This window comes from Anaerohalosphaera lusitana, from assembly GCF_002007645.1.
GTDB classification, from domain to species: Bacteria; Planctomycetota; Phycisphaerae; order Sedimentisphaerales; family Anaerohalosphaeraceae; genus Anaerohalosphaera; species Anaerohalosphaera lusitana.
The window spans coordinates 3,328,907-3,353,090 of sequence record NZ_CP019791.1 but is presented as its reverse complement, the minus strand read 5'-3'; the positions used below and the strand labels follow the sequence as shown (position 1 = coordinate 3,353,090).

General features: G+C 47.7%; 23 protein-coding genes and 1 tRNA gene. 7 read left to right on the top strand and 17 right to left on the bottom strand.

All coding sequences use genetic code 11. From position 1 onward, the window contains the following. Positions 1-7: 7 nt before the first annotated feature. The 10 genes from STSP2_RS13515 to STSP2_RS13470 all read right to left on the bottom strand — a co-directional run bounded on the left by STSP2_RS13515 (position 8) and on the right by STSP2_RS13470 (position 10,504). The gene (locus STSP2_RS13515) at positions 8-1,789 is read right to left on the bottom strand and encodes an ABC transporter ATP-binding protein (protein ID WP_169853222.1); all 1,782 of its coding nucleotides are present in this window, start codon (positions 1,787-1,789) and stop codon (positions 8-10) included. Positions 1,790-1,917: 128 nt separating this feature from the next. Further along, positions 1,918-2,607: a class I SAM-dependent methyltransferase gene (locus STSP2_RS13510; RefSeq protein WP_146663274.1), complete on the bottom strand. Its 690-nt coding sequence runs from the start codon at positions 2,605-2,607 to the stop codon at positions 1,918-1,920. A gap of 229 nt (positions 2,608-2,836) precedes the next feature. Further along, positions 2,837-3,850, bottom strand: a complete 1,014-nt coding sequence (locus tag STSP2_RS13505) for an IS5 family transposase (RefSeq protein ID WP_146662810.1) — start codon at positions 3,848-3,850, stop codon at positions 2,837-2,839. 328 nt (positions 3,851-4,178) lie between these two features. Continuing rightward, positions 4,179-4,601, bottom strand: coding sequence for an IS5 family transposase (locus STSP2_RS13500; protein WP_169852868.1), 423 nt, complete (start codon positions 4,599-4,601; stop codon positions 4,179-4,181). After that, positions 4,532-4,930, bottom strand: a complete 399-nt coding sequence (locus STSP2_RS17370; RefSeq protein ID WP_169853221.1) for a transposase — start codon at positions 4,928-4,930, stop codon at positions 4,532-4,534. The genes STSP2_RS13500 and STSP2_RS17370 overlap by 70 nt, the downstream gene beginning before the upstream one ends. A gap of 222 nt (positions 4,931-5,152) precedes the next feature. Next, positions 5,153-5,962, bottom strand: coding sequence for a sulfotransferase (locus tag STSP2_RS13490; RefSeq protein WP_146663272.1), 810 nt, complete (start codon positions 5,960-5,962; stop codon positions 5,153-5,155). 27 nt (positions 5,963-5,989) lie between these two features. After that, a complete protein-coding gene (locus STSP2_RS13485) occupies positions 5,990-6,646 on the bottom strand; it encodes an acyltransferase (protein ID WP_146664081.1) in 657 nt (218 codons plus the stop codon). Beyond that, positions 6,639-7,613 carry a Gfo/Idh/MocA family oxidoreductase gene (locus tag STSP2_RS13480; protein ID WP_146663271.1) on the bottom strand — a complete coding sequence of 325 codons (975 nt, stop codon included), beginning with the start codon at positions 7,611-7,613 and terminating at the stop codon, positions 6,639-6,641. Before STSP2_RS13480 ends, STSP2_RS13485 begins: the two co-directional genes overlap by 8 nt. A 306-nt stretch (positions 7,614-7,919) precedes the next feature. After that, a tRNA-Lys gene (locus STSP2_RS13475) sits at positions 7,920-7,992 on the bottom strand. Positions 7,993-8,122: 130 nt separating this feature from the next. After that, positions 8,123-10,504, bottom strand: a complete 2,382-nt coding sequence (locus STSP2_RS13470; RefSeq protein ID WP_169853220.1) for a glycosyltransferase — start codon at positions 10,502-10,504, stop codon at positions 8,123-8,125. A 243-nt stretch (positions 10,505-10,747) separates the two neighbouring features. Between STSP2_RS13470 and STSP2_RS13465 the strand changes: the two genes are divergently transcribed. The 7 genes from STSP2_RS13465 (at position 10,748) to nifS (ending at position 17,439) form a co-directional block, all read left to right on the top strand. Then, complete coding sequence (locus STSP2_RS13465) at positions 10,748-11,182, top strand: RrF2 family transcriptional regulator (protein WP_146663269.1); 435 nt, start codon at positions 10,748-10,750, stop codon at positions 11,180-11,182. A gap of 71 nt (positions 11,183-11,253) precedes the next feature. Beyond that, positions 11,254-12,174 carry a cysteine synthase A gene (gene cysK / locus STSP2_RS13460; protein ID WP_146663268.1) on the top strand — a complete coding sequence of 307 codons (921 nt, stop codon included), beginning with the start codon at positions 11,254-11,256 and terminating at the stop codon, positions 12,172-12,174. 17 nt (positions 12,175-12,191) lie between these two features. Beyond that, a complete protein-coding gene (gene epsC / locus STSP2_RS13455) occupies positions 12,192-13,106 on the top strand; it encodes a serine O-acetyltransferase EpsC (RefSeq protein ID WP_205847905.1) in 915 nt (304 codons plus the stop codon). A 16-nt stretch (positions 13,107-13,122) separates the two neighbouring features. After that, positions 13,123-14,037: a quinolinate synthase NadA gene (gene nadA, locus STSP2_RS13450; RefSeq protein ID WP_236782710.1), complete on the top strand. Its 915-nt coding sequence runs from the start codon at positions 13,123-13,125 to the stop codon at positions 14,035-14,037. A gap of 43 nt (positions 14,038-14,080) precedes the next feature. Continuing rightward, the gene (locus STSP2_RS13445; RefSeq protein ID WP_146663267.1) at positions 14,081-15,373 is read left to right on the top strand and encodes a homocysteine synthase; all 1,293 of its coding nucleotides are present in this window, start codon (positions 14,081-14,083) and stop codon (positions 15,371-15,373) included. A 22-nt stretch (positions 15,374-15,395) separates the two neighbouring features. Then, entirely contained in the window at positions 15,396-16,262 is an 867-nt protein-coding gene (gene nifU / locus STSP2_RS13440) for a Fe-S cluster assembly protein NifU (protein ID WP_146663266.1), read from the top strand. A 19-nt stretch (positions 16,263-16,281) separates the two neighbouring features. Beyond that, positions 16,282-17,439 (top strand): cysteine desulfurase NifS, encoded by a 1,158-nt coding sequence (gene nifS / locus STSP2_RS13435; RefSeq protein WP_146664078.1) that lies wholly within the window; start codon positions 16,282-16,284, stop codon positions 17,437-17,439. Between the two features lie 76 nt (positions 17,440-17,515). Here nifS and STSP2_RS13430 read toward each other — a convergent pair whose 3' ends face one another. From STSP2_RS13430 to STSP2_RS13400, 7 genes are all read right to left on the bottom strand, one after another. After that, entirely contained in the window at positions 17,516-19,024 is a 1,509-nt protein-coding gene (locus STSP2_RS13430; protein ID WP_146663265.1) for a secretin N-terminal domain-containing protein, read from the bottom strand. 75 nt (positions 19,025-19,099) lie between these two features. Then, positions 19,100-19,762, bottom strand: a complete 663-nt coding sequence (locus STSP2_RS13425) for a type II secretion system protein N (protein ID WP_146663264.1) — start codon at positions 19,760-19,762, stop codon at positions 19,100-19,102. Beyond that, positions 19,716-20,513, bottom strand: coding sequence for a ParA family protein (locus STSP2_RS13420; RefSeq protein WP_146663263.1), 798 nt, complete (start codon positions 20,511-20,513; stop codon positions 19,716-19,718). The genes STSP2_RS13425 and STSP2_RS13420 overlap by 47 nt, the downstream gene beginning before the upstream one ends. Further along, positions 20,510-21,151, bottom strand: a complete 642-nt coding sequence (locus tag STSP2_RS13415) for a GspMb/PilO family protein (protein WP_146663262.1) — start codon at positions 21,149-21,151, stop codon at positions 20,510-20,512. Before STSP2_RS13415 ends, STSP2_RS13420 begins: the two co-directional genes overlap by 4 nt. Then, on the bottom strand, positions 21,148-21,798 hold the full coding sequence (locus tag STSP2_RS13410; RefSeq protein WP_146663261.1) for a hypothetical protein: 651 nt from the start codon (positions 21,796-21,798) through the stop codon (positions 21,148-21,150). The genes STSP2_RS13415 and STSP2_RS13410 overlap by 4 nt, the downstream gene beginning before the upstream one ends. Before the next feature lies 1 nt (position 21,799). Further along, positions 21,800-22,840 carry a pilus assembly protein PilM gene (gene pilM, locus STSP2_RS13405; protein WP_146663260.1) on the bottom strand — a complete coding sequence of 347 codons (1,041 nt, stop codon included), beginning with the start codon at positions 22,838-22,840 and terminating at the stop codon, positions 21,800-21,802. Positions 22,841-22,901: 61 nt separating this feature from the next. Beyond that, positions 22,902-24,152, bottom strand: a complete 1,251-nt coding sequence (locus tag STSP2_RS13400) for a DUF7305 domain-containing protein (protein WP_146663259.1) — start codon at positions 24,150-24,152, stop codon at positions 22,902-22,904. Positions 24,153-24,184 lie beyond the last annotated feature (32 nt).

Genomic DNA, 24,184 nt, shown 5'->3' with positions numbered 1-24,184 from the left:
TGCTCTGCTATTCTTCCATTGCAGAAATATCAGCTTCTGCTATTTGGGCGGCTTCGATCGCGAACTGCGGACCGATAACCGATTCGATCTGCTCTTTGTTATCCAAAGCCCATTCCGGCGACCCAATACCTGCGATAGCTGAATTTTTCAGTACTATTACTCTTTCTTCGTTGTAAGAGCCTATCTTCTTGTAGTCGATTTTGGGTGAATCCACTACTATAATAAATATCTTTTCTAACCGGTTGAGATAATGATCGTAAGTCGCCTTCGGCAGGGTCGTGACAACAATCCGATCGATCAAAACCCATTTGTAAGATGAATTACAGACTGCCTGCATTGCGATCGCATATCGCAGCGTCGGATCAAGATTTTGCCATTGATCGGGGTAAATAACGCTGTCTATATTTTGGGGTAGCGTCTGTAATGATTCCGGTTTGAGACCGGCGGCGGCCAGCTGGTCACTAAGCTCGGTGCGGGTGACATCATCAGAAAGGTACAGGAAGTTTCTCAAGGTGAAAGGCGGAATGCTGTAGTTTTTGCTTATGAAGCAAGTGCTGGGGAGCACTGAAGTAATATATGACTCTGATAACAGGGACTCAATCGTGTGTGCCAGTGAATAGCGGTTGATCTGATAAGGTGACAGCAATGCTATGGGCCGGCCCGCTTTCAGGATATATTCGCTCTCAGTGCCCGCTACAGCCTCGGAGCCAAGTTTTCCTGTCGGCACTTCGTCGGGACCGGATAGACATTGCTTTGAACTTGGCGGAGTGTTGCTGTGTGTTATAAATTCATAGTATCGCTTAATTTGAGGGTAGAACCTGTTTACTGAGGTTATCGTGATTGCGATCTGCTCCGTTAGTTGAGTGGAACGTTTGAGCATATAGATATACGCTAGGAGGGCACCCCAACTGGTTCCGGCCACTATACTTTTGCCGCCGAAGTAAACGATAGCAACCCCTATGATGATAGCGGAAAGGATGCCTACGACCAGGCGGCTGCGTTCTGTTACAGACAAGCGGGCTTCATAGGCTTTTCGATTGACGTCGATCTGTCCATTTGAGTAAACGTCTTCATACCAGGAAGGCACGTGGCCAAACTGTGTTATGGAACAGGCCTGGTGAATAAGTTGAGCTTTTTCAGTTGCGGCGCCCGGTCCCGAATCTTCGTAAATGCGTGAATCAGCAGTTGCAGACTGATTTATCCGGTAGAGAAAATACCCTGTTGCGAGAGCGGCCAGGCCGGCAAAAATGGTTGCGATCTGGTCCAGATAAAAGAGGATGGACACGAATATCACCAGTTGAGTGAAAGGTCCTACGGCCCACAAGAGCAGCCGCAGGGCTCTGCCCGCCAGACGACAGTCGCTGTGGCAGATGCGTCTGACGATCTTTTCGTCAGGGGGACAGGAAACGTTTGTGCTATGCAAAACCTGGAAATTTGCTGCTGTTTTTATGCCTCTTTTAACGCAGAATTCCTCGTAAATTGTGTTTATTCTAATTGCTTGATATCTCGAGAAGAACTGAAGCAGGGATGATACGAGCAAAGTGATGAGAACGCCGATGGATGCTATAGTTATCAAAACGAGCGATTTGCGCGGATCAAAATAAAACCCAAAAAATGCAACTGTGTTCCCTCTTTCGAGGAGTTTGGCGTAGTAAACCGCCTGCCCAAGAGCTGCAGCCTGAAGCATTCCGCTCATAGTGCCGGCGACCACAGTCGCAGCAGCGCGAACTTTATACTTTAATAGCCCGTCTTTGGCAATCCAGCCGGCGATCTGTGCATAACGCTGCAAAATAGCCTTGAACTGTTTCAGTCGTTTAGTTGTGGAAGGGGAATTTAGCAATCTATCTTTTCTACGTCAGGATTTTGTAAAAACAGGATTCCGATGCAGAACAAAAGCGGAGCAAAATCATCTAAATTCTAGTCGACTTTTTTACGGGTGATAAGGACGTGCAGATTGTTGAAAAAGGAGTACTTTTTCACCTCGACATTGCTCGCCTTCCAGAATGGCGTCAAAAAAGACTGAATCGTATGGTGGTACTTGCCCCCGGAGAAATCTATGGTATCGCTTTTGCGTGGTGAGCGGTTATAAGGAAGCTTCACATTTTTCATAGGGGTATAAGTGCCCATTACTTCGGGCCGAGATGCAAAAATGGAATAAAAAAGCCCGCGGTCACTCAGCTTATTGTGCCACTGTTCGATGACGCGGATCGTCTGGGGACGATCCATGCTATGCTGGTTGTAGAGTCCGGGACCTCGGGCAAAAATAAGGTCGAAAAAATTATCAGAAAACGGCAATTCGACTTCTACGTTGCAGACGAAGAAATGCTCGTCGTCAGTATCGAGCAGGCGTTTTGCTTTTTCAATGCCTCCTTCGGAAATGTCGACGCCGTAAAGATCGAGTTGTGGATTATTGACCTGAAAACCTCTGGACCAGATGCCGTCACCGCAGCAGAGATCGAGTACGTTTCCTTTAGCGGGAATATTTACGAATTTGCGAGTCCAGTCGGTGACGAGCTCTTCGGTATATTGGAAGCCCGCCTGATTTGCATAAAACTGGTCGGTAGCCTTCAGTGCTTGTTTAGGATTTTTATATACTGGCACGCTCATAATTAATTCTTTTCATATAGAGTAATTTAGATGCAATTCAGTTGGACAAAGTCTAGGCCACCTCTAAAAATCAAGATTAGCGGCTCACGTATTAAATTAACAATATTTTGAGTTAAAATTGAACTCACTGTTGCACAATTACGATTATTTGTCTCAATATGACGGCATTCAGTACTGGCGTCAAGCGGCACCGACTGGCTTTGCGGCCGTAGTGCCGCACCGTTGGCGGCTAAAGTCGAGCCAGCAGGCAGTATCTGTCTATATTATACGCAAGGTTTCGCATACAAATTTTCGTCTTGGCCCTGGCTATTCCTATAGTTCGAATGATCAAGTTGCCCGCCCGCATCTTCTGTATGCCGAAGACATGCTCAACTCGGCTGCGAGTTTTCGAACGTTTATAATTAGCTTCTATCTGACGCTGAGTCAGTTTTTTATAACGACAGCCTTTTCGTTGAATATGGCCGCGGTAGCCTTCTTCTTTAATGTTATCCCGTTTTTCCGTCGAGCCGTAGGCAGAATCGGCCCATACATCCTTGCTGCTGTTGTTTGCATCAAGCAAGTCTTCAAAGACATTGCTGTCATGAACAGAGGCAGGCGTTACTTCACAGCTGCGAATAAACTTGTGCTTAACATCAATATCAATATGGTTCTTATAGCCATAGTAGTTTACGCCGTTCTTCTGCACCCAGCGTGCATCGGTGTCTTTCTGGCGTTTCTTGGTATCGCTCCAGTTTTCGGGAACCTCGCCGTTCTTGATGGATTTATTCTCATCTCTGGTGTTACGCTGCTTTGGAACCGCTACAATACTGGCATCCACGATCTGGCCTTTTTTGGCAGAAAAGCCGTTTTTACGCAGAAACTCGTCGAACTGAGTAAAAAGGTTTTCGACAAGGCCGGCTTCGGTGAGCTGTTCTCTGAAAAGCCATATGGTCTTTGCATCAGGCACTCTGTCGCCAATACCCAGACCGAGAAAACGCATGAAGGAAATACGATCCCTTATCTGAAATTCGAGCTGATCGTCGGATATATTGTACAGGGAATCAAGTATCAATATCTTGAACATGAGTATAACATCAAAGGGTTTTCTGCCTGCGTTGGACTTTCGTTTTTTATCTCTGACAATCTCAAGGGTTTTGCGAAATTGCTCCCAGTCGACTATTTCATTAAGCTTGACAAGTGGGTCGCCGCTGTTGTCGAGTTGTTCAAAACGAGTCTGCCAGTCGAAAAGTCCTACTTGCATCATGATCAATCCTTTGATTATGAGTCGAATAACCGTAATGTAATTGTCAATGAGCTAATTATAACAAAAGGGCAATAAATTGCACGAATCTAACTGATTTTTAGAGGAACCCTCTATTAATAGTGAAAAAGGAAGGCGGTATCTGGGTTAATGTGACTTGTTACTCTTTTAAAAACGATTAGATCCCTAAGTCTTATTATACGTTGGCCAGTCATATATCCTAAAAAAAGAGCTAGCAAAATCCACATTCATAGGCAGCCTTATTTACAGTTTTGAGTCTTGTGGATTTCTTCAAAACCGCCAAGCAGTTGTTTTCTGAATAGAAGCCATTTCAAAACTGCCTTAGCGTAATAATCAAGCATGCGATATGAAAAAACGCCTGATACATTTTAATCTCTCTTTCATACCGAACGACCAGTCGGCGGAAGTTGCCCAGCCAGGCAAAAGTCCGCTCAACCGTCCATCTACGCTTATAACGCCGCATTTTTCGGCCATCATGATATTTCTTCTGCTTGTTGTTTTTCCGGTACGGGCAAATCAATTCAATGTTGCGTCTGGCCAGTCTCTCACGGAGCGGGTCGCTGTCGTAGCCCTTGTCAGCAACGATGCGAGTCGGATTTTTTCGCGGACGCCCGCGGCCTCTTCGCGGCACAGCAATCTTTTCGATAGTCGGCTCCAGCAGCTTTATCTCACTAGGCGAGGCCGAATCGAGGTGAGCACCGAGAGGGACTCCCTGGCCATCGACCACCACCATCCACTTCGTACCCTTTCCGCGTTTGGTTTTTCCAATCTGTGGCCCCCTTTTTTTGCCGAGGCGAAACAGCCGTCGGCGAAGGTCTCTTCCCATTCGAGCTGGCCCTGTTCGTCCAGCTCTGACAAGAACTTACGCCACATTTTGAGCCACACTCCCTGCTCTTCCCACTGCTGCAATCTACGCCAGCAGGTGCTCGCTGAGGGGTACCTGTCGGGCAGGTCCTTCCACCTGGCCCCGCTTCGAAGGACCCAGCAAATGCCTTCGAAAACTTCCCGGTTGCTACGCGGCTTGCGTCCGCCTTTGGGCGACTGTTTGTGCTTCGGCAGCAACGGCTCAATCTTTTTCCATTGTCATCCGTGACCATCGGCAAATCCTTTGCTGAAAAAACATTTCCGTTTTACAGCAAAGTTTACATAAGTCGTTTAATAGCGCAAGTTTAAAATGAAGTTAGTTTTGAAACAGCTTCTAGTGTCTTACGCCTTTGTCGAACCAGTTGGCCTGTTCCCGTCTTCGTTCCAAATCATTACATGATCCGCTCCAATAAGGGTCGGTCATGTATAAGATCTTTGTGGGAGTTCATAGCCTGAATGTTCAAGCCAATACACCGCTTTGGAATGTTGCATGAATTCATTCACACGTTCACTATGCTGCAGGGCTTTCCATCTGTTAATCCAGTCTGAACTGATTTCCTGCTTCAATTTTGGCTGGTGCACCTTTGTGAGATCACGAGTCGAAGCTGGTTGGCGGAAGCTTTGAATTATATGGTCCTCGTATTTAAGCCCCAAAAAGGCAAATATTTGATTCATTGTTTTTTGTGGTGAGGTGACCATGTCTTCGTATTTTACAATTAAATGACGTGGGCTCTTGAACGAGTAGATCGCAAGCATGGTGTCGACATAGCGTTGGATGGGGCACCAATACTGATTTGCATTGTTTGGATGGTTTTTTACCACAGAAGTTACTACGTCAAGGCCGTGCCTAATGGTGCTTATGAAATAAAAATTAGGATTCTCGGCATGTAGCCTGTGATAAGAGAAACAGTTGCGGGGGGACTTTTCTGCCCAGCAAGGTTTTGAGATGCCAGCGTTTTCACCCATCAGATCGGAGATAGAATCATATGCTTGGCAGGAAGTTGGCGCGGTTATAACGGCCTCTGTGAGGCGTTCGGGACATATATTTAGTTTATCGGCAAGTCTTTGGGCAAGACGAGCGATTGTGGCCTGCTGTTGAAACAGGGGCTGAGTGAAGAAAGCAGTCTCCGGACCCGAAATAATTGTGGAAGCGGCATCAAGCATAAACCTAAGTAAGGTTGACCCAGAACGGGGAAGACCTCCTATTATAATGCGTTTTTCGTATGGCATGTGTTTTCTGAAATTTGGACTTTATTATCAGCTAATTTTGAAGTCGTCATACGGAGCTTTTCCCACCGATTTTTCCTCGGGTAGGCAAGCTTCTTCGTCAAGGTCGAGGCATTTCATCTTGCCGGGCTGAACCTCTTTGTATCTGTAGCCGCTTTCAGGGCAGGTCATCACGCCGTTTTCGTCTGGGTCCTTAAGCGGGATTCCGTGTCGACTCATCCACCCGGACTGTTTGGCGGGGACCCCGAGCATGAGAGCGTAATCAGGGACGTTTTGAGTCACTACAGCGCCTGCGCCGATGAAGGCGTAGCGGCCGATCTCGATTCCGCATACGATCGTGGAGTTGGCCCCTATTGTGGCGCCGCGTTTGATGACCGTCTTTTCATAAAGGTCGCGCCTGACTACCTGAGAGCGTGGATTGGTGACATTTGTCAGAACGCAAGAAGGGCCCAGAAACACATCATCTTCGATGACCGTGCCCGTGTAGATGGAAACATTGTTCTGCACTTTTACACTGTTGCCGACGATGACATCAGGTGAAACACAGGTGTTTTGCCCGAAGATACAGTTTTTACCTATTCGAGCGTTCTTCATTACATGTGAAAAATGCCAGATATTGGTGCCTTCTCCGACCGAGGCACCTTCATCTACTATGCTGGTTTTGTGAACAAAATAGTCTTTAGTCATCACTTACAAACGCTTTCTTTAAAAATGGGTGGTAATCACCTTTGAGCCCTATAGGGTTGAGGTTTCTGATCTGCGAAACAATACGCAGCGAAGGCAAGGAGTCCTTCAGACCGAACCCTTCGCCAGCCAGTATTTTCTTGTAGCTGAGGGTGTGAAGGTCCGTGAAGCCGCCCGAAAATTCTACTTCTTTGCCGTCTATGTTTATGGAGCGGTATGTCTTTGGTTTGTCCGGTTCAGGTTCGAACGGCAGGTCTTCGCTGTCGAGTGACAAAAACCATCTTACGCGTGCCTTTTCCAATTCGAGCAGGCCCGCGGCCTTTCGGGGTGTGTAGTAGTGAACCTTGTTGTCCTTTTCTGCTCCGAATATCCAGGACAGCATGTCAAAGAAGTGCACGCCGATATTTGTTGCGATCCCTCCGGATTTGGTAATATCTCCTTTCCATGAGTGCATATACCACTTGCCTCGGGACGTTATGTAGGTCAATTCTATATCGTGGATGCGATCGGCTGGTCCTGATTCGATCTCGCGTTTGAGCTTTAGAATTGTGGGGTGCAGCCTTAACTGCAGAATGGTGTAAACATTGTTGGTGTCCTCCTGTTCGATAGCTTCGAGAGCTTCGACGTTCCAGGGGTTTAGCACCAAGGGTTTTTCGCAGATCGCGTGGGCCTTTATTCTTAGGGCAAACCTTACATGCGAATCGTGCAGATAGTTGGGTGAACAGATAGATACATAGTCGACTGCGTGTCCATCTTCTCGCCTCAATTTTTCAATATGCCGATCGAAGCGTTCGAATTCGGTGAAAAAGCTAGCCTCGGGAAAATAAGAGTCGAGAATTCCTACAGAGTCACTCTTGTCAAGTGCTGCCTCGAGAACATTTCCTGTCTCCTTGATTGCTTTTAAGTGTCTCGGCGCAATATAACCCCCAGCCCCAATAAGAGCAAAACGATAGGGTTTTGTGTTTTCCATTTGCCATACCTCCCTGCTGTGGCGTTTCGAACCCATTTGGAAAAATAAGCGCTTTGTACGCTAAAACTGCAACCGTGCAGTAAAAATAGGCGTACTCCGTCCCCTTCGGTTGCACCGTTTTGCTGAAATGCAATTTTGACCGAGGACGCCGTGACTTATTCTAACTGGCTTAAAATTATACCTAAATATGTTTATTTTCAAGTATATTTTCTAAGTCTTACAACGACAACTGGCGTGGTTTGAGGACTCCCTTATTGCCCAGCGTCAAGAGGTTGAAGGTTGAGATTGGCGGGGGCAAGAAAAATATGGGAGCGCTGGGACTCGAACCCAGGACCCACGCCTTAAAAGGGCGTTGCTCTGCCAACTGAGCTACACTCCCATATGGAAAAAGCGAATACTATCCCCCCGGGAACTGAGAAATGTAATGCCTGAAAGTGGTTTCTGCAAGCAAAAAAAGCCACATTTTCCGCGTTTTTTCATCTTTGATTTTTTGTGAGCAATTCAGCGATTCAGGACTCTGATACTTTTGAGTTCTGCTTTTTTAAACCATTCTTTGAAGACTTACTTTGTAAAAAAATCTCTCGTATTTGCTGGTGTTTGGGAGTCGTGAGGTTTTCGACAGGCTCTGGAAAGAGCATTTGCTGCGGTTCGTAAGTGGTGCGTGTGCTGTAACTCTCAACGATGCATAGAAGGCTCAGCAGAAAGCTTACCATGCTCTCTGCGCCCTGGTTCATGTTTACGCCGTTCTGCTGAAGGCCGTCACAACTGCCTTTAGTCTTAAAATCGTATACGGGGATATGCAGGTCATTTTCTCCGAGGAACCAGTCGAAGGCCTTGCGCTGCAGCTTAAGATAGTCCCTGTCCGCAGTGGCGTCGTATGCACTTCTGAGCATGTGCGCGGTGCCGGCGACTTCAATAGGCTGCTGGTCGAATATGGCTCTTGATCTGCCTTTTTTGTGCCATCCCTTGCATCCTATAAAGCTGAAATGGTCTCCGTCATATGTCTTATCGATCAGGAACTGACAGCTTTTCAATGCGATGTCCAGGAATCGCTTTTTGCCGGTACAGATCGCGGCCTCGAACATAGCGTGGGGAAGGGCGGCGTTGTCATAGGATAGCTTTTCCTCAAACCATTCCCAGCCGGGCTCACTATAGGTTTCAAAACTCGCAGCTATATGTTCAACAGCCACCGCGAGATAGCGTTTTATATCGCTTGCTCCGGGGAACTGGCTCAGATAGTGAGATATCCCGAAGATCGCATAGGCCTTGCCTCGCAGTGAAAGGCCTGCGATATGTTTGACGGATTTGTCAAAACAGTCCTTAGCTACGGGCAGATACCGCGGCAGCGGCGGTTTATTGATGATCGCGCCGAATGCCCACAGTGCCCGGCCAAGAGCATCGTGTTCGGGTTCGTCCTCGATCCAGCGTCGTTCGAAGGTCATGAAGTTCCTGACCGTGCCGTCGGGACGCTGTGAGTCAAACACGAAAGAAAGATAGACGTTGAAAAGCCTCAATGCTTCAGGTTCTGCGTACTGGGCGTAATATCTTGTCATGGCAATAAGTGCCCGTGTATTGTCATCGGTGCAGTAGCCGTGCTGTCTGTTGGGCAAGATAAATTTTGCGTGCTGATAAAGGCCGGTGTCGTCAGTTAGTCTTTTTAGATGGTCGAGCGGGGGTTCAGGGACGTCCAGCACTGATACGCTTTCCTGGGTGTCTTGTGTTGCTCTTACAGGTATGGGTACCGGTAAGGATGGGGAGTTGAACTCTTTCCAGTATCTGGTACCGATCTGCTGCCATGTCAGGTCTCGGCCATATTCGTAAGCTCGGCGTCTGAGCGAGTAAAAAACCTCTTCACTTTTGATTAGTTCAACTATTGTTTCAGCGAGCTGGTGGTGGTCCTCGAAGTCCACCAGACGGCCTCGACCTTCGTCGAGCAGTTCCTGGGCTGCCCAATATGGTGTTGAAACAACGGCCTTGCCGGTGCCGACTGCAAAAGCCAGAGTGCCGCTGGTGAGCTGTTCTTTGTTTCGATAGGGCGTTACATAGATATCGGCGGCACAGAGGAAATTGTGCAGGTCCTCGTCATTTACGAATTGATTGTGGAATAGGACATGATCCTGCAGTCCGAGCTCATTTACCAGACGCTGCAGGCTTGTGCGGTATTCTTCGCCCTCATGTGCCAGAACACTGGGATGTGTCGTTCCGAGAATGATGTATAGTACGCTCGGGTCATTTTTGACGATCTCCGGCAATGCTCTGAGCATCAGCTCTATGCCTTTGTTTTTGCTTAGGAGACCAAATGTGAGGATCGTTTTTCGGCCTTCCATGCCAAATTTGTGTTTGTAGTAGCTGCTGTCCACGAAAGGCAGATCCGGAATGCCGTGAGGTACGAGAAGTATTTTTTCCCTGGGGATCCCATAAATCTCGTGGAGCATTTCGATCCCGCGTTTGTTCATGACTATGATGCGGTGGGATGCGTTGCACACGTTGACTGTTGAACGGAAATAGTTTTTGTCCGGTTCCTCGAGTACGGTATGCATGGTAGTAATTACAGGTGCACTTACGCGATCGAGCAGCAGATTGAGATATGACCCAGCGCTTCCACCAAAGAGGCCAAATTCGTGCTGGACGGAAACCAGGTCGACATGGCTGAAGTTTATGTAGTCAGCAGCGCAAATGTAGTCGTTTTTGACCTTCTGCCTTACTTCGAACTTGACGGGATCCTTGTAACGGCAGTCTTGCTCGGCCTGCATTGCCACAATCAGCGGGTCGAAGCTTTTGCCGGCGGCCAAAGAAATGTTTGAGATCAGGTCAGAAGTGAATGTTGCAATACCGCACTTTTTAGGCAAATACGAAGCAATAAAAGCTACTTTTTTTGAGTTTCTCGTCATTCCTGTGCCTCCCTTGGCCTTAGCCCCCATTCGGGTTTTTCGTCAACAACGCCCGCATTAAGCTATTCCCCAATAGTCTATTTCAAATTCTAATGCAGATAGTTTCGTCTGTCAATGGTCTAACGATATTGTTGTGTAATTTTCTTCTGTTAATTTTAGCATTGGTTTTTTTTAGTGCAGGGCTTGACATGGCAAACTTTCCACAGTAAAACTAGTATAGTACTAGGATTTTAGGAGATATGTATGAAGTTATCTACAAGAAGCAGATATGGATTAAGGGCTTTGCTGGACCTGGCAAAGCATGTCGATGAGGGACCGTTGCAGATAAAATCCATAGCGGACCGTGAAGACATCAGCAGTAAATATCTTGAGCAACTGATGGCGATTTTGAAATCTGCCGGTCTGGTACGAAGCGTTCGCGGTCCTAAAGGCGGCTATATGCTTGCAAAGAAGCCTGAAGAGATCAGACTTAGCGATGTATTTGTGACGCTGGAAGGGCCAATGACGCCGGTAGAGTGCGTTGAGCACACGGATTATTGTTCGAGGTGTACTGATTGCATCACCCGCCAGGTTTGGATAGAGATACATCAGGCCATTATGACTGTTCTGGAATCGACGACTCTTCAGGATCTGGTTGACAGGGCGAAATCCAAGAAGAAGCTGGATTTCCAGATTTAATCCGGCAGCTTTAGAATTCTTGAGTGCCCGGGGAGTGAAACACTAATGAGTATTCAGGAAAGGGTGTTGGCATGGCAAAGATTTATGAAAATATAGTCGAAACGATCGGAAAGACGCCTTTGGTTCGCATCAACAAGCTCGGTGCGGCTGGAGTTACTATCCTGGCGAAAATCGAGAGTTTTAATCCGTGTGCCAGCATCAAGGATCGAATTGCATATGCAATGATCCAGGCCGCGGAGGATGCCGGCAAGCTAAAGCCTGATACAATAGTGGTCGAGCCTACGAGCGGCAATACAGGCATCGGTCTGGCATTCGTATGTGCATGCAAGGGTTATCGGTTGATGCTTACGATGCCCGAATCTATGAGTGTGGAAAGACGCCGTCTGCTCAAGATGCTTGGTGCCGAGCTCGTGCTCACGCCTGCTGAGAAGGGTATGAAAGGAGCTATCGAAAAAGCCAATGAGATAGTCAATTCGACTCCCAATGCTTTTATGTGTCAGCAGTTCGAAAATCCGGCGAATCCGGAGATCCATAGAAAGACTACGGCTGAGGAGATATGGCAGGATACGGATGGACAGGTTGACATCCTGGTAGCTGGTATCGGCACCGGTGGAACCATAACCGGTTGTGGACAGGTGCTCAAAGAGCGTAATCCTGAGCTTCGCGTTGTGGCTGTCGAACCTGAAAGCTCTGCGGTTCTTTCAGGGGATCAGCCCGGACCCCACAAGATACAGGGGATTGGTGCCGGCTTCGTGCCTGGTATACTTAACACAGATGTTTACGATGAAGTTCTTCGAGTCGGTAATGAGAAATCTATGGAGATCGCCCGTGAGCTCGCGGCAAAGGAAGGTATTCTTGCAGGGATCAGTTCGGGAGCAGCGTTATATGCTGCAATAGAGGTCTCAAAGCGAAAAGAGCTGCAGGGCAAGACGATCGTCGTTATACTTCCCGACACCGGCGAGAGATATATTTCAACCGAGTTGTTCAAGTAAAGGACAGGAGATGCATCGTGGACAAGGCCACCAATAAACTGGTAGACTCAATACTGGAGACCTATGAAGGGGACTCCGGTATAAATTTTATCGATGTTACGAATTTGCCTGTAAAAAGCAAGATCGTAGAGATTTTTGACATGCTGATGGAAATTGCGTTTCCTGGTTATACAGGCAAGAGACGCATTGCACGAGACAGCATAAGGTATACGGTTGGCGACATCGTTTGCCGGGTAAGGCATGAGCTGGCTGAGCAGATCGAGCGGGCACTTAAGCATAAATGCAGGCTCAAACCGTGTCCGGGTTGCGATTGCCATGAAATGGCAGTTAAGATCACCGAAGAACTTTTGAACCAGCTTCCAAATTTGCGTGAGGTGCTCAAGGGCGATGTTCAGGCAGCTTATGACGGGGACCCGGCAGCGGAGTCTTTCGAGGAGATCGTTATATCGTATCCGTTCATACACGCGATCACTGCTCATCGTATCGCTCATGAGCTTTATGTGCGAGATGTGCCTTTGATCCCGCGGATGATATCGGAGAATGCTCATTCCAAGACGGGCATAGATATTCACCCCGGTGCCAGGATCGGAAGGAATTTTTTCATTGATCATGGCACGGGTGTGGTAATTGGTGAAACAACAGAAATCGGTGAAAATGTAAAAATATATCAGGGCGTCACTCTTGGTGCGATCAGTTTTCCGAAAGACGAACGAGGTGAGATCATTCGGGGACAGAAACGTCATCCGACGCTGGAAGATGACGTTACGATCTATGCCGAGGCGACGATCCTCGGTGCGGTGACCATAGGCAAGGGGGCCGTGATCGGCGGTAATGTTTGGATAAAGAAAAGTGTAGAGCCAGGTAAGACAATCGCTATGAAAAGCACGAAAGTACTCGAACGTGGTCCTGGCGGCAAGTCAGATAAACAGTAGTGCAGGAGCTTATAAGTTGAGCAATCTTGTTGAAAAAATAGAAAAGCTGAAGAAAGAGCGAAACGCAGTCATCCTCGCTCACAATTACCAGATTGGTGAAGTTCAGGACATTGCGGACTATACGGGTGATTCGCTTGGACTGAGTGTTCAGGCGGCCCAAACCAAGGCGGATGTGATAGTTTTTTGCGGTGTTCTGTTCATGGCTGAGACGGCCTATATACTTTCGCCGGATAAGACGGTACTTTTGCCAGAGAAGAATGCCGGCTGTCCGATGGCGGATATGATAACGGCTGCGGATCTGCAGAAACTTAAAGACCAGCATCCAGATGCTCTGGTTGTGACTTATGTTAATTCACCGGCAGAAGTCAAGGCCTTGAGCGATTACTGCTGTACCTCGGGCAATGCAGTTGAGTTGGTTTCGACGCTGCCGAAAGACCGCAAGATCATTTTCTGTCCGGACCAGCATCTAGGCAGTTATGTAATGCAGCAGACAGGTCGCGAAATGATACTCTGGCCCGGTTACTGCCCGACGCACGTTCGCATTACCTCCGAGGATGTAGAGGCAGCAAAAAATCAGCATCCGGGCGCTGTAGTGCTGACTCATCCTGAGTGCAGCAGTGATGTGAAGAGGGCTTCGGATGAGCTGCTCAGTACAGGGCAGATGATAAAGTATGCCGAAAACAGCGATGTGAAAAAATTCATTATTGTAACCGAACAGGGCATATTGCACACATTGCGCAAAAAGATGCCGAACAAGGAGTTCATTGGCGTTTCGGATAAGATGATATGCCCCAACATGAAAAAGATTGATCTGGCGAAAGTTGCATGGTCGCTTGAAGATATGAAGCATCAGATCACAGTTCCTGATGAAATAAGAATAAAGGCAAAGGGGTCGTTGGATCGAATGCTTGAGGTGCTGCCGAAAAAGTAAATTGATAAAGATTTGATCTGACGAAAAAAGAAAGGTGACGTTAATGAGTGATACAACAAACTACAAACTGGAAACTTTGGCATTACATGCAGGCCACGATATTGATGCAGATACGCTAAGCAGGGCGGTTCCTATTTATCAGACGTCCAGCTATGTTTTTAAAGATTCGAAGCACGCAGCAGACTTGTTCAGTCTTGCTGAGCCGGGCAATATCTATACCCGTATAATGAATCCTACGACAGATGTTCTTGAAAAGCGCGTCGCAGCAATGGAAGGCGGGGTTGGTGCGTGTGCGTTTGGTTCGGGCATGGCTGCTATAACGGCTGCTGTACTGAATATATGCAGGAGCGGCCAGCATGTTGTCTCAGCAAGTACGCTGTACGGCGGGACCTATACCCTTTTTTCCCAGTCATTGCCGAAGCTGGGGATCGAGACCACTTTTGTAGATCCTTCAGTGCCGGACAATTTCGCTAAGGAGATCAAGGACAATACGCGTTTGCTCTATGTTGAGACGATCGGCAATCCACGCAACAATATCTCTGATTTCGAAGAGATCGCGAAGATTGCCCATGAAAACAACATCCCGTTGATCGTTGACAATACGGTTGCATCGCCTATTCTCTTCCGTCCTTTCGAGTACGGTGCCGACATTGTTGTACATAGCTGTACCAAGCTGATCGGGGGGCACGGAACGAGCATCGGCGGAGTTGTTGTAGATTCCGGGAAGTTCGATTGGGGCAACGGCAAGTTCCCTGAGCTTTCCGAGCCGGTCCCTAGCTACCATGGCCTGAAATATACCGAAGCAGCGGGACCAGCGGCTTATATAACAAAAATCCGTACCCAGGGTCTGAGGGACATGGGCGCTAGTATGTCCCCGTTCAATGCATTTTTGTTCATCCAGGGGCTCGAAACGATCCATCTGAGGGTGCCAAGACATTGTGAAAATGCGCTGGCACTCGCCAAGTATCTGGAAAAACATCCAGCAGTGAGTTGGGTCAATTACCCGGGTCTTGAGTCGCATCCGGATCATGTGCTTGCCAAGAGATATCTGCCGAACGGCCAGGGTGCTATCCTGGGCTTTGGTATCAAGGGCGGTAAGGAAGCCGGCGAAAAGTTTATAAACAGTGTGAAACTGTCCAGCCATCTTGCGAACATTCTTGACAGCAAGACGCTTGTGATACATCCTTCCAGTACTACGCATCAGCAGCTTAGTGAAGAAGAGCAGGCGAGCGCGGGCGTCACACCTGACTTTATCCGCGTTTCAGTTGGAACCGAGCACATAGACGACATAATTGCTGACTTCGATCAGGCACTTGAGGCCAGCCAGAATGGTTAACTCCGATTGAGGATTTGCTCAAATGTGGGAATATACAGATAAGGTTATGGATCACTTCCTGAATCCCAGGAACGTAGGTGTAATAGAAGACGCTGACGGAAAAGGGGACGTAGGTTCGCTTGCATGCGGCGATGCTCTGACTCTGACATTCAAGCTGGATGAGAATGGCCGAATTGCAGATGCCAAATTTAAGACATTCGGCTGTGCCAGTGCTGTTGCTTCATCTTCAGTACTTACCGAGATCATTAAAGGCTTGACGCTTGAAGAAGCCGCTAATGTGACAAACAAGGATATAGCGGAAAAGCTTGGCGGCCTGCCTGATCAGAAGATGCATTGTTCTGTTATGGGTCAGGAAGCGCTTGAAGCGGCGATCCAGAATTACTATGACAAGACCAAGACAACGGCGCCTGAGAAGGAAGGCAAGGTAGTCTGTACCTGTTTCGGTATCACGGACACCGAAATACGCAAGGTGGTTGAAGATAACAAGCTCAACAGTGTGGAGCAGGTTACCAACTACTGTAAAGCGGGCGGCGGCTGCGGCCGGTGTAAAGGTGATATCGAGAAGATCCTCAGTGAGGTTCGCGGTGACTGGATCGATCGAGCTAAGAAAAAGGAGCAACCCCCCAAACGCAAAAAGCTTACGAACATTCAGAAGATACGGCTTGTTCAGGAAACTATCAGCGACCAGATACGTCCTGCCCTGCGTGCAGACGGCGGCGACATCGATCTTATCGACGTTGAGGGCAATAAGGTCATAGTGGCATTTCGCGGGATGTGTGCGAAATGCAAGATGGCTGACTTGACCATGCGGGATGTCGTGCAGGCCAAACTTCGCGAATTCGTCAGTGAAGATCTGGTTGTTGAAGAAGAAAAAGATGGCGAAAACTGATCTAAAGAGGACTACTGCCATGAAGACCATATATTTAGATAATAATGCTACCACCCGTGTCGACCCTGAAGTGCTCGATGCGATGATGCCATACCTTTCGGACCTTTACGGCAATCCTTCCAGCATGCACACCTTCGGTGGTCAGGTCGGTCAGAAAATACGCCAGGCCCGCGAGCAGGTGGCAGCATTGATTGGTTGTGACCCGAGTGAGATTATTTTCACCAGTTGCGGTACCGAAAGCGACAATACCGCGATCAGAAGCGCTCTGCAGACACATTCCGATCGATCCAAGATCGTGACTACGCGTGTGGAGCACCCCGCGGTATTGAGTACTTGTCGTGAGCTCGAGCACCACGGATACAGCGTTGTAGAGATCGGTGTTGACGAAAAAGGCCGACTTAACATGGACGAGTATGTCGATGCCGTGGATGACGACACTGCTGTAGTTACCGCGATGTGGGCCAATAACGAGACCGGGGTTATCTTCCCGGTTGAGGAACTCGCTGAGATCGCCAGGGCGAACGGAGCTGTTTTTCATACGGATGCGGTTCAGGCGGTGGGTAAGATCCCATGTGACATGAGTGAAAGCAAAATCGATATGATGAGTCTTTCCGGGCATAAGCTGCACGCGCCTAAGGGCGTAGGTGTGCTGTATGTTCGAAAAGGTACAAGGCTTGCTCCGTTTATGTTGGGCGGTCATCAGGAGTCCGGCAAGCGGGCCGGGACCGAGAATGTTGCCGGCATCATCGCCATCGGAAAGGCGTGTGAGATCGCGCAGAAGTGGATGGAAGATGAGAACACGCGTGTCAAGGCGATGCGTGACAAGCTGGAAAAAACAATACTTGAATCCTGTCCCGATTGCTTCGTGAACGGCGACACGGAAAACCGTCTTCCGAATACGAGCAATATAAGCTTTGAATATATCGAGGGGGAGAGTATTTTGCTTCTGCTTGACAGGCTTGGTATCTGTGCCAGTTCGGGCTCTGCTTGTACTTCAGGTTCGTTAGAGCCCTCCCATGTTCTTCGTGCGATGGGGGTTCCCTTTACTGCAGCCCACGGCTCGATACGATTGAGCCTGAGCAGGTTTAATACTGACGAAGAGATAGAGTTCGTGGCAAAGAAAATGCCCGAAATCATAAAACGCCTACGTGAGCTCAGTCCGTTCGTGCAGACTTAATCTCATAAGCGACGAGATATTAAAAGCGGGAGTATAATCGATGCTCCCGCTTTTTTAATGACAGGTTTTGCCAGGATTATTTGTCTATATATGGGTGCTCTTTTTCAGGTTCTTCCATGCCTTCGAGGTGTGTGACCTGTCCGCAAGTTTCCTGAAGAGATTTTCTGCAGTCCGGAGAACAGAATTCAGTTTGTTTCAGTCTTGCTGCTTCGTTGGCGGTCAATACTGGTTCGGAAACAATGTAAGGTGTAATGAAGACGACCAGCTCGCTGTTTACGATCTTTTCGGAGTCAAATCGGAACAAGCCTCCCGCCAGCGGGATATCACCGAGCAGAGGTATTTTGCTCGTATCCTTGAACGTGTCCTTTTTCTTTAGGCCGCCGATGACCACCGTTTGGCCGTCTTTGATCAATGTGGTAGTTACTGCTTCGCGTTTGTCGATGACTGGTTGAGGACTTGTGATCGTGGCTTCCTGGTTGGGTATTATAATGGAAACAGTGTCGACCTGGACGCTGAATTCCGGCCGAAGCTGTAGTCTTATCATGCCATCCCGTGTCAAATGGGGTACCACCTCCAGTGAAACGCCCACTTCCTTAAATTCGGTCGTACCAATATTACCGCCACCCATGGTCTGAGTGAGCTGCTGGAATGGGACTTCTGAAACGATCTTGATATTTGCAAGCTCATTATCCATGACCAGGATCCGCGGATTGGCCAACAGTTTTGCGCATCCCTGTTCCTGTTCAGCAAAGATTGTTGCATCGATGTCTACGTGTTCATTTAGAATTCCAAATCGCAGCAGACCGTCCGTTGCGGTAGTATTTTGCAGTCCGGAATCAAATTCACCCCTGATGAACGGGTCCGTGTCGCCGCTAACCGCCAGGCCGGTGTCAGGGTCAAATTGTGTTCGTCTGCCTGCGAACCATTCTACTCCCAGGTCCAGCGAATCATTAGTTGAAACATCATAGATCCTTGCTTCGACCAGTATCTGCGGCGTGACACGATCGATCTCCTCGATGAATTCATCGATAGCAGCAATCTTGCTCTCCGTGTCGTTTATGATAATATTGCTGGTCCCAGGATTGGAAGATAAACTGCCACTGTCCGACAAGAATCTGCTTAGAGCCTTCTCAACTTCCACTACGTCGGCATAGGTGACGCGATAAATCCGACTGACCATGGGTTCGACTACATTTATTATCTGGCTGCGTGGAACGACACGGATCATATTCTTCGTGGTTACATATCCATATCCGTGTGCTGCAAGAATGTTATCAAGAGCTTCCGATAGCGGGACCTCGGTAAGGGTTGCTGTGACATTACCCGTTACTTCCGGGCTCTTTATGATATCGACGTCGGCCTGTTTTGCGAGCATTCTGAGTACATCTTCTATGGGTGTCTCGCGGAAATCAAGACTGACAGGCTGCTGCATTCGTTTTTCGATCTGGCTCAATTCTCGAGTTTCGCTTTTTTCTTCTTCTGCTGCCTGATGCTCCGCTGCGGTCAATCGGGAGCTGACCAGACACAATACAGCAAAACAGATCACGGCAAATATCGAAATGCTTTTGATTGTCTGTTTCTTCATAGGACACCCTTTCGTGCTTGTTGCCAATTTTACGTTGGCTGGAAGCGGCTTTGGCACAGCTTCCCCCCTTGTTATTTATTTGCCTGTTAGGACGACTTTTTCTTCCCCGACTTCATTTTTCAAGATCACCCGGTCAGCCATTATTTTTTCAACTTTATGATTCTGGACGCTATCGCCTTCGTAAACGATCTGTTGTCCAAACAACGCGGATGCCTGTCCGCCGGACCTGTAAACGATTCCTTTAAGCTGCGGCGTCACAAGTTCGGTTGGTGCGTCTTGTACAGATTCTGCGGTTTCGATTTTGGCGGGTCGAGTCATGGGGTCTCTCATGTTTAGCGGCCATTCAGGGGCCTCGGGCCAGTTTATTTGAACGGGTTCGGCAACATCAGATGTTTGTATTTCTGCCGGCTGATTGAGAATCTGTGAGGGTGTTTCCGGCGGCTTGAGGTATAGCCAGTATACGATCGCGACAAATAAGACAGCGAGCAAGATGAGCATGACGATCGAAGCTGTACTGTATTTGGGATCACTACTGGCCTGTGCTCTTGAGTAGACTGCACTATTATTGGTGACAGTTGAAGGCCCTGGTTTCGTGAAACCGTCTCCTCGTAAAGGCAGCGAACTTCCCTGACGCGACTTACTTCTAGTCTCGCTAGTCGTCTGCTCCTGCTTGACAGGCAGGGGCGTGCCGTCAAATATTGAGGAAACTTGCTTGTGTAGTCCTGATCTTGATTTCATGATCGATCTCATCAGCTAAAGATTTGTATTCGAGTGATCCTTTACATGCTGGATCATAGTACACTACCGGCAGACCTGCCCCCGGTGATTCTGCAATGCGTACGGTTCTGTGGATTATCGTCTTGAAGACAAGATTGCCGAAATGATCACGCATTTGTGATTCGACCTGTTTGCTCAAAAGCGTTCTCGATTCATAGCATGTAAGGAGGATGCCGAGTATGTCCAAAACAGGATTGAATCTTTCTCGCACAATGCTTACCGTTTCGAGTAACTGTTTCAATCCTTCTAACGAATAGTATTGTGTCTGAACGGGCACGATCAACCCATCACTTGCTACGAGGGCATTGAGAGTGAGAAGACTTAGAGAGGGTGAGCAGTCGATTACGCAAACATCATACAGATTGTCAATCTGTCCCAGCCGGCTGTGCAGCAAATACTCTCTTCCGTACATAGTCGATATCTCGGTCTCAAGGCCTGAGAGCAATACATTGCTTGGTACAATATCCAATCCGTTTACGGATGTTCGGCTGCTGGCAAAACTGAAAGGTGTCAGTCCATTTGACATTACATCGTATATAGTACGTTCACACTGATCCGGATCGCAACCTACTCCCAGGGTCGCATGTCCCTGAGGATCCAGATCAATCAGGACAACCCTTTTCCCAGTCATCGCCAGAGCGGCTGAAAGATTCACGGCTGTCGTAGTTTTGCCGCAACCGCCTTTCTGGTTTGCAACGGATATCGTTATCATTGTGGCCTTTCTGAGTCTTGTCGATCGTTTGCGTTTGCCAGTTCATGAGACTTTGCCAGCAAATGTGTAAGTTCCTTTTGCGAGTCTGGTCCGATATCTACAAAAAATGCCAGAACCATGTCTACGTATTTACCTGTCTCTTTTGAATCAGGCTGGATGCTGAACTTGTCTATGAATATCACCGGCTGGTGTTTTTCCAGCTTGTTTAGAAATCTTGCGAACTCATTGAATTCAGATCTGAAGTTGATATGAAGACGGCATACTGCCAGATTGTTCATGCCTTCCATTTTTTCATATGGGCTTTTCTTTCTTTGTTCACAGCTATACTGTTCCAAACCTAAATCTGAAGCTAGCTGGCTAATTGAGAAGGTGATATCGCTAATGCTTTCGACCGGGCAGACAAATTTTGTCAGTGTGTCTGAGGATGTGGCCAGATTGTTCCTCATCTCATTCAATTGTTGTTTGCCCTGGCCGAATTCCATGAATTCAAGCTGATCCTGTTTTTCCGCTAGTAGTTTTTTGGTTTCTGAAAGCTGATTTTTACTGTTCTGTAGAACGGTCAAATACACTGTTATGCATGCGGCGCAAAGGACCAGCAGCAAAATCCATGAAATCACACTGCCTTTTTTAAGATTCATAACGACCTCCCCGGGCTAAGAATGCATTCTATTTCATATTTGCTGCCGTTTACGCCTTTCTCTTTTGTGTCCTGAAGAGAAGTCATCCTGATGTCTTTGACGGCATTTCCAAGCTCTTCTGAAAGCCACAGTTTTTTTATGTAGATCTTGACGTCTTGATCAGCAGCGTCCGAATTTTGGCAGACAAGGCTGCTGCACAGTCCGCGTTCTATCAGTTCCTTTTCTTTTTTGCCTGTGAAGGGGTTCTCTTTTTCTGTTCTAATAGTTTTGGAAATGCGAGATACGGTCAGTTCCTGCATGATCATCTTTTCAGGAAGGATGTCTACAAGGTCACCAAGAATACTGGTCCATTGAACTTGTCTCTCGAGAAGGGCAGCCAGCTCGGTGAGTTGTTTGTTGGAAGCATGGATGGTCGTGTTCGCCTGCTGAAGGAACTCAATGTCTTCGTGCCATTTTTGAAGATCCGCTTCGACATCGTTAAGCTGGCTGTTGGCGATTGTGATTTTGTACTCTGTCGCCCAGTATTCCAGCGCTATGTAAACAGCTCCACCGATCGGGACAGCAAGCAGGATCGTCCACATGATAGTGGGAAGTATTCTGGCTTTCTTCTTATGCTTTTTTTTGTTTATCAGATTGATCTTATACATTTTAAGCTAACCTCATTGCAAGACCTAATGCGATCGCGGCCGAACCTCTGAGCTTGCCGGCGATACCTGTTCGGGAGACTCTCTTCGATATAAAAAGCCTGTCCATTGGGTTCCAGATTTCTACCTCATAAGGGAGCATGTTGTTGAGCGGTATTCCAAAAGCGTCGGTTATTCCTCTTGGGCCGCAAAGATAAACGATGGCCATCTGTTTATTTGTGCCCTGTGACGTTGAGAACTTCAGGGTTTCGTCGATTTGTGCAAGCACTTCTCTGGAACCTGTTAAAAGCATTTCCTGGAACTGCTGATCGAGGGGCGAGGCATGATCAAATCTTTGCCTGACATGTGATCGTTCCATCTGATATGCCTGGCTGATATTCCTACATATCATTTCTATGCCGCCTTGCAGTTCCCTGGTTATGCAGGTGCCGTCGGCAAGTTTGACTGCAACTGTGGTTGATCTTTCATTAAGGGATACAGCCGCATATGCACGTCCCTCACCTTTGTATTCAAGTTCATCTATGCAGTTCAGAAGCGCAAGTCCATTGACGTCGACTAATCGACAGTTCAATCCAAGTCGTTTAAGTGTGCTGATCTTTTCTTCTATTGCCTGTTTTTTTGCAACTACTGTTATACCCCGCAAACGTTCTCGTTTTTCAAGCGGCTTCTTGTTTTTCTGATCCTCGGCCAAGCAGAAGTCAACGACGCAGCGGTCAATGTTGAAGGGGCATACTTCACCGGCTTCATAATGGATCGCATATTCGAGTTCCTGTTCCGACATGGCCGGGAAATCAAATCGATTGACAGTTACCTCTGTTCCATTTAGCCCGCATGCGACACGCTGACTTCTCCTGGGTTTGGATCTTGTCTGAATAAAACACTTTCGGATATGATCCAAAGGGTCGAAGGAGTCGACAAAGCTCTCTGAGTGATCCGCCTGAGCCAAAGCCTTTAGCTTATAGCCGTTTTTTCTTCTTCTCATCAATACCAGAGTTGTACCGCTGGTGTTTGTATCCAGACCAATTGATTGTTTTTTACGAAACATTCATTTCTCCTTTATGCAATCAAGGGGTTTCTGGCTAAATCGCTATGCTTATCCGACTGGCTCAGTCTTCCCACCATCGCTGTCGAGCGAAAACAGTTATTGGGTCGTCTATCATTCCGTTCATTAAATCTGCGACATATGTGAAGCTGGACGAGTTTTTCATCTCAAAATTGTTGCCCACGAAAGCTCCGTAAATATCGCCCGAGTTGTGAAGTATCAGGTCCGCATCTGGAGCATATACCGCCCCGGCAAAATCGCTTTTCGCCTTAAATGAGATCTTTTCACATCCAGGCAATCCGTAGACATGCAGGAGTTGAGCAGCAGTTATTGGGTCAGAGATGGTGTTTTCGTTGAAAAATCCTCCGGCAGACGATGAATTTTTATCTTCCCAGTTCCCTCCAAGATACAGATCCAATGCAGTTCCCTCGGCAAGGATCATGCTTGCACCATTGTTGAGTATCAAGTCGCCAGAGATGTAGATCGTAAGCTTTTTTGTAGTACCCGGGACACCATCGTCTATCATTAGAGTTTCACCATTGCCAATTGTAATACCTTCATATTGTCCACTTGAGTTCAGGGTGATGGTATTGCCTTGCTGATATTCCATTAGAGGCAGTCCGGACGGTGCATAAACAGGTGGAAAATTAATCTCTTCCGTGGCTGAGTAGCTTCCGCCTTCTATGACTGTGTTGCTTTTGGTATCTATCGAAGTTTCTGGAATACCACCTGGGCCTATAACCACGTCGCCCGGCACTGTGACCCATGAATTAATAGAAATACAACCAGTCTCGCTACTGTTTGTTCTGAGAATGAACAGTCCATCTTCAGGGGTCTTATAGAAATTCACGCCAGTTTTGATGTCGATCACTTCTCTTACACCAATACCTGTAAATGGAGTTTGCGTAGTTATCGAGACATTAACAGTTCGCTGCTGACCGCTACATTCGCCGGTGGACGCTATCACGAAGCCGTTAATCGGTGAACCGGAAACAGCATAGCTGTAAGTGGCATCGGAAGCATCCAGGGTTCTGTCAGTTGTACTCGGAAGTGTACTGTTATTCCAACTGTTGCCGGGAAGATGGGAAGTGGCCAGCTTTTTCTGCATTAGGGAAAAAGCCTCATTCAGTCCTGCGTCGGCGGCTGATCTTGCTATGAGTTCATTTACTGTTTTATTTGCATATACTCTGGAATTGAGTCCAACTCGCAAAAGAGCCATGCCCGCCAGCAGCATAATGACCACCACCATTGCAGCCAAAGCCAGTGCAGCTCCTTTTCTGCTATGATGGCTTTTTTTTATGCATTTGTATGTCAATTGTTCTCTCCTCTTCCGAGTTTTACGGTATA

Bases quoted from the DNA above. Each gene is read 5' to 3' on its own strand.
- cysK (WP_146663268.1), top strand. From the start codon at position 11,254: ATGGCAAAGATTTATGAAAATATAGTCGAAACGATCGGAAAGACGCCT.
- STSP2_RS13415 (WP_146663262.1), bottom strand. From the start codon at position 21,151: ATGAATCTTAAAAAAGGCAGTGTGATTTCATGGATTTTGCTGCTGGTC.
- STSP2_RS13485 (WP_146664081.1), bottom strand. From the start codon at position 6,646: ATGACTAAAGACTATTTTGTTCACAAAACCAGCATAGTAGATGAAGGT.
- nifS (WP_146664078.1), top strand. From the start codon at position 16,282: ATGAAGACCATATATTTAGATAATAATGCTACCACCCGTGTCGACCCT.
- STSP2_RS13510 (WP_146663274.1), bottom strand. From the start codon at position 2,607: ATGAGCGTGCCAGTATATAAAAATCCTAAACAAGCACTGAAGGCTACC.
- nifU (WP_146663266.1), top strand. From the start codon at position 15,396: ATGTGGGAATATACAGATAAGGTTATGGATCACTTCCTGAATCCCAGG.
- STSP2_RS13420 (WP_146663263.1), bottom strand. From the start codon at position 20,513: ATGATAACGATATCCGTTGCAAACCAGAAAGGCGGTTGCGGCAAAACT.
- STSP2_RS13425 (WP_146663264.1), bottom strand. From the start codon at position 19,762: ATGAAATCAAGATCAGGACTACACAAGCAAGTTTCCTCAATATTTGAC.
- STSP2_RS13465 (WP_146663269.1), top strand. From the start codon at position 10,748: ATGAAGTTATCTACAAGAAGCAGATATGGATTAAGGGCTTTGCTGGAC.
- STSP2_RS13430 (WP_146663265.1), bottom strand. From the start codon at position 19,024: ATGAAGAAACAGACAATCAAAAGCATTTCGATATTTGCCGTGATCTGT.
- STSP2_RS13505 (WP_146662810.1), bottom strand. From the start codon at position 3,850: ATGATGCAAGTAGGACTTTTCGACTGGCAGACTCGTTTTGAACAACTC.
- STSP2_RS13500 (WP_169852868.1), bottom strand. From the start codon at position 4,601: ATGGTGGTGGTCGATGGCCAGGGAGTCCCTCTCGGTGCTCACCTCGAT.
- STSP2_RS13490 (WP_146663272.1), bottom strand. From the start codon at position 5,962: ATGCCATACGAAAAACGCATTATAATAGGAGGTCTTCCCCGTTCTGGG.
- STSP2_RS13480 (WP_146663271.1), bottom strand. From the start codon at position 7,613: ATGGAAAACACAAAACCCTATCGTTTTGCTCTTATTGGGGCTGGGGGT.
- pilM (WP_146663260.1), bottom strand. From the start codon at position 22,840: ATGTTTCGTAAAAAACAATCAATTGGTCTGGATACAAACACCAGCGGT.
- STSP2_RS13445 (WP_146663267.1), top strand. From the start codon at position 14,081: ATGAGTGATACAACAAACTACAAACTGGAAACTTTGGCATTACATGCA.
- STSP2_RS13470 (WP_169853220.1), bottom strand. From the start codon at position 10,504: ATGACGAGAAACTCAAAAAAAGTAGCTTTTATTGCTTCGTATTTGCCT.
- STSP2_RS13410 (WP_146663261.1), bottom strand. From the start codon at position 21,798: ATGTATAAGATCAATCTGATAAACAAAAAAAAGCATAAGAAGAAAGCC.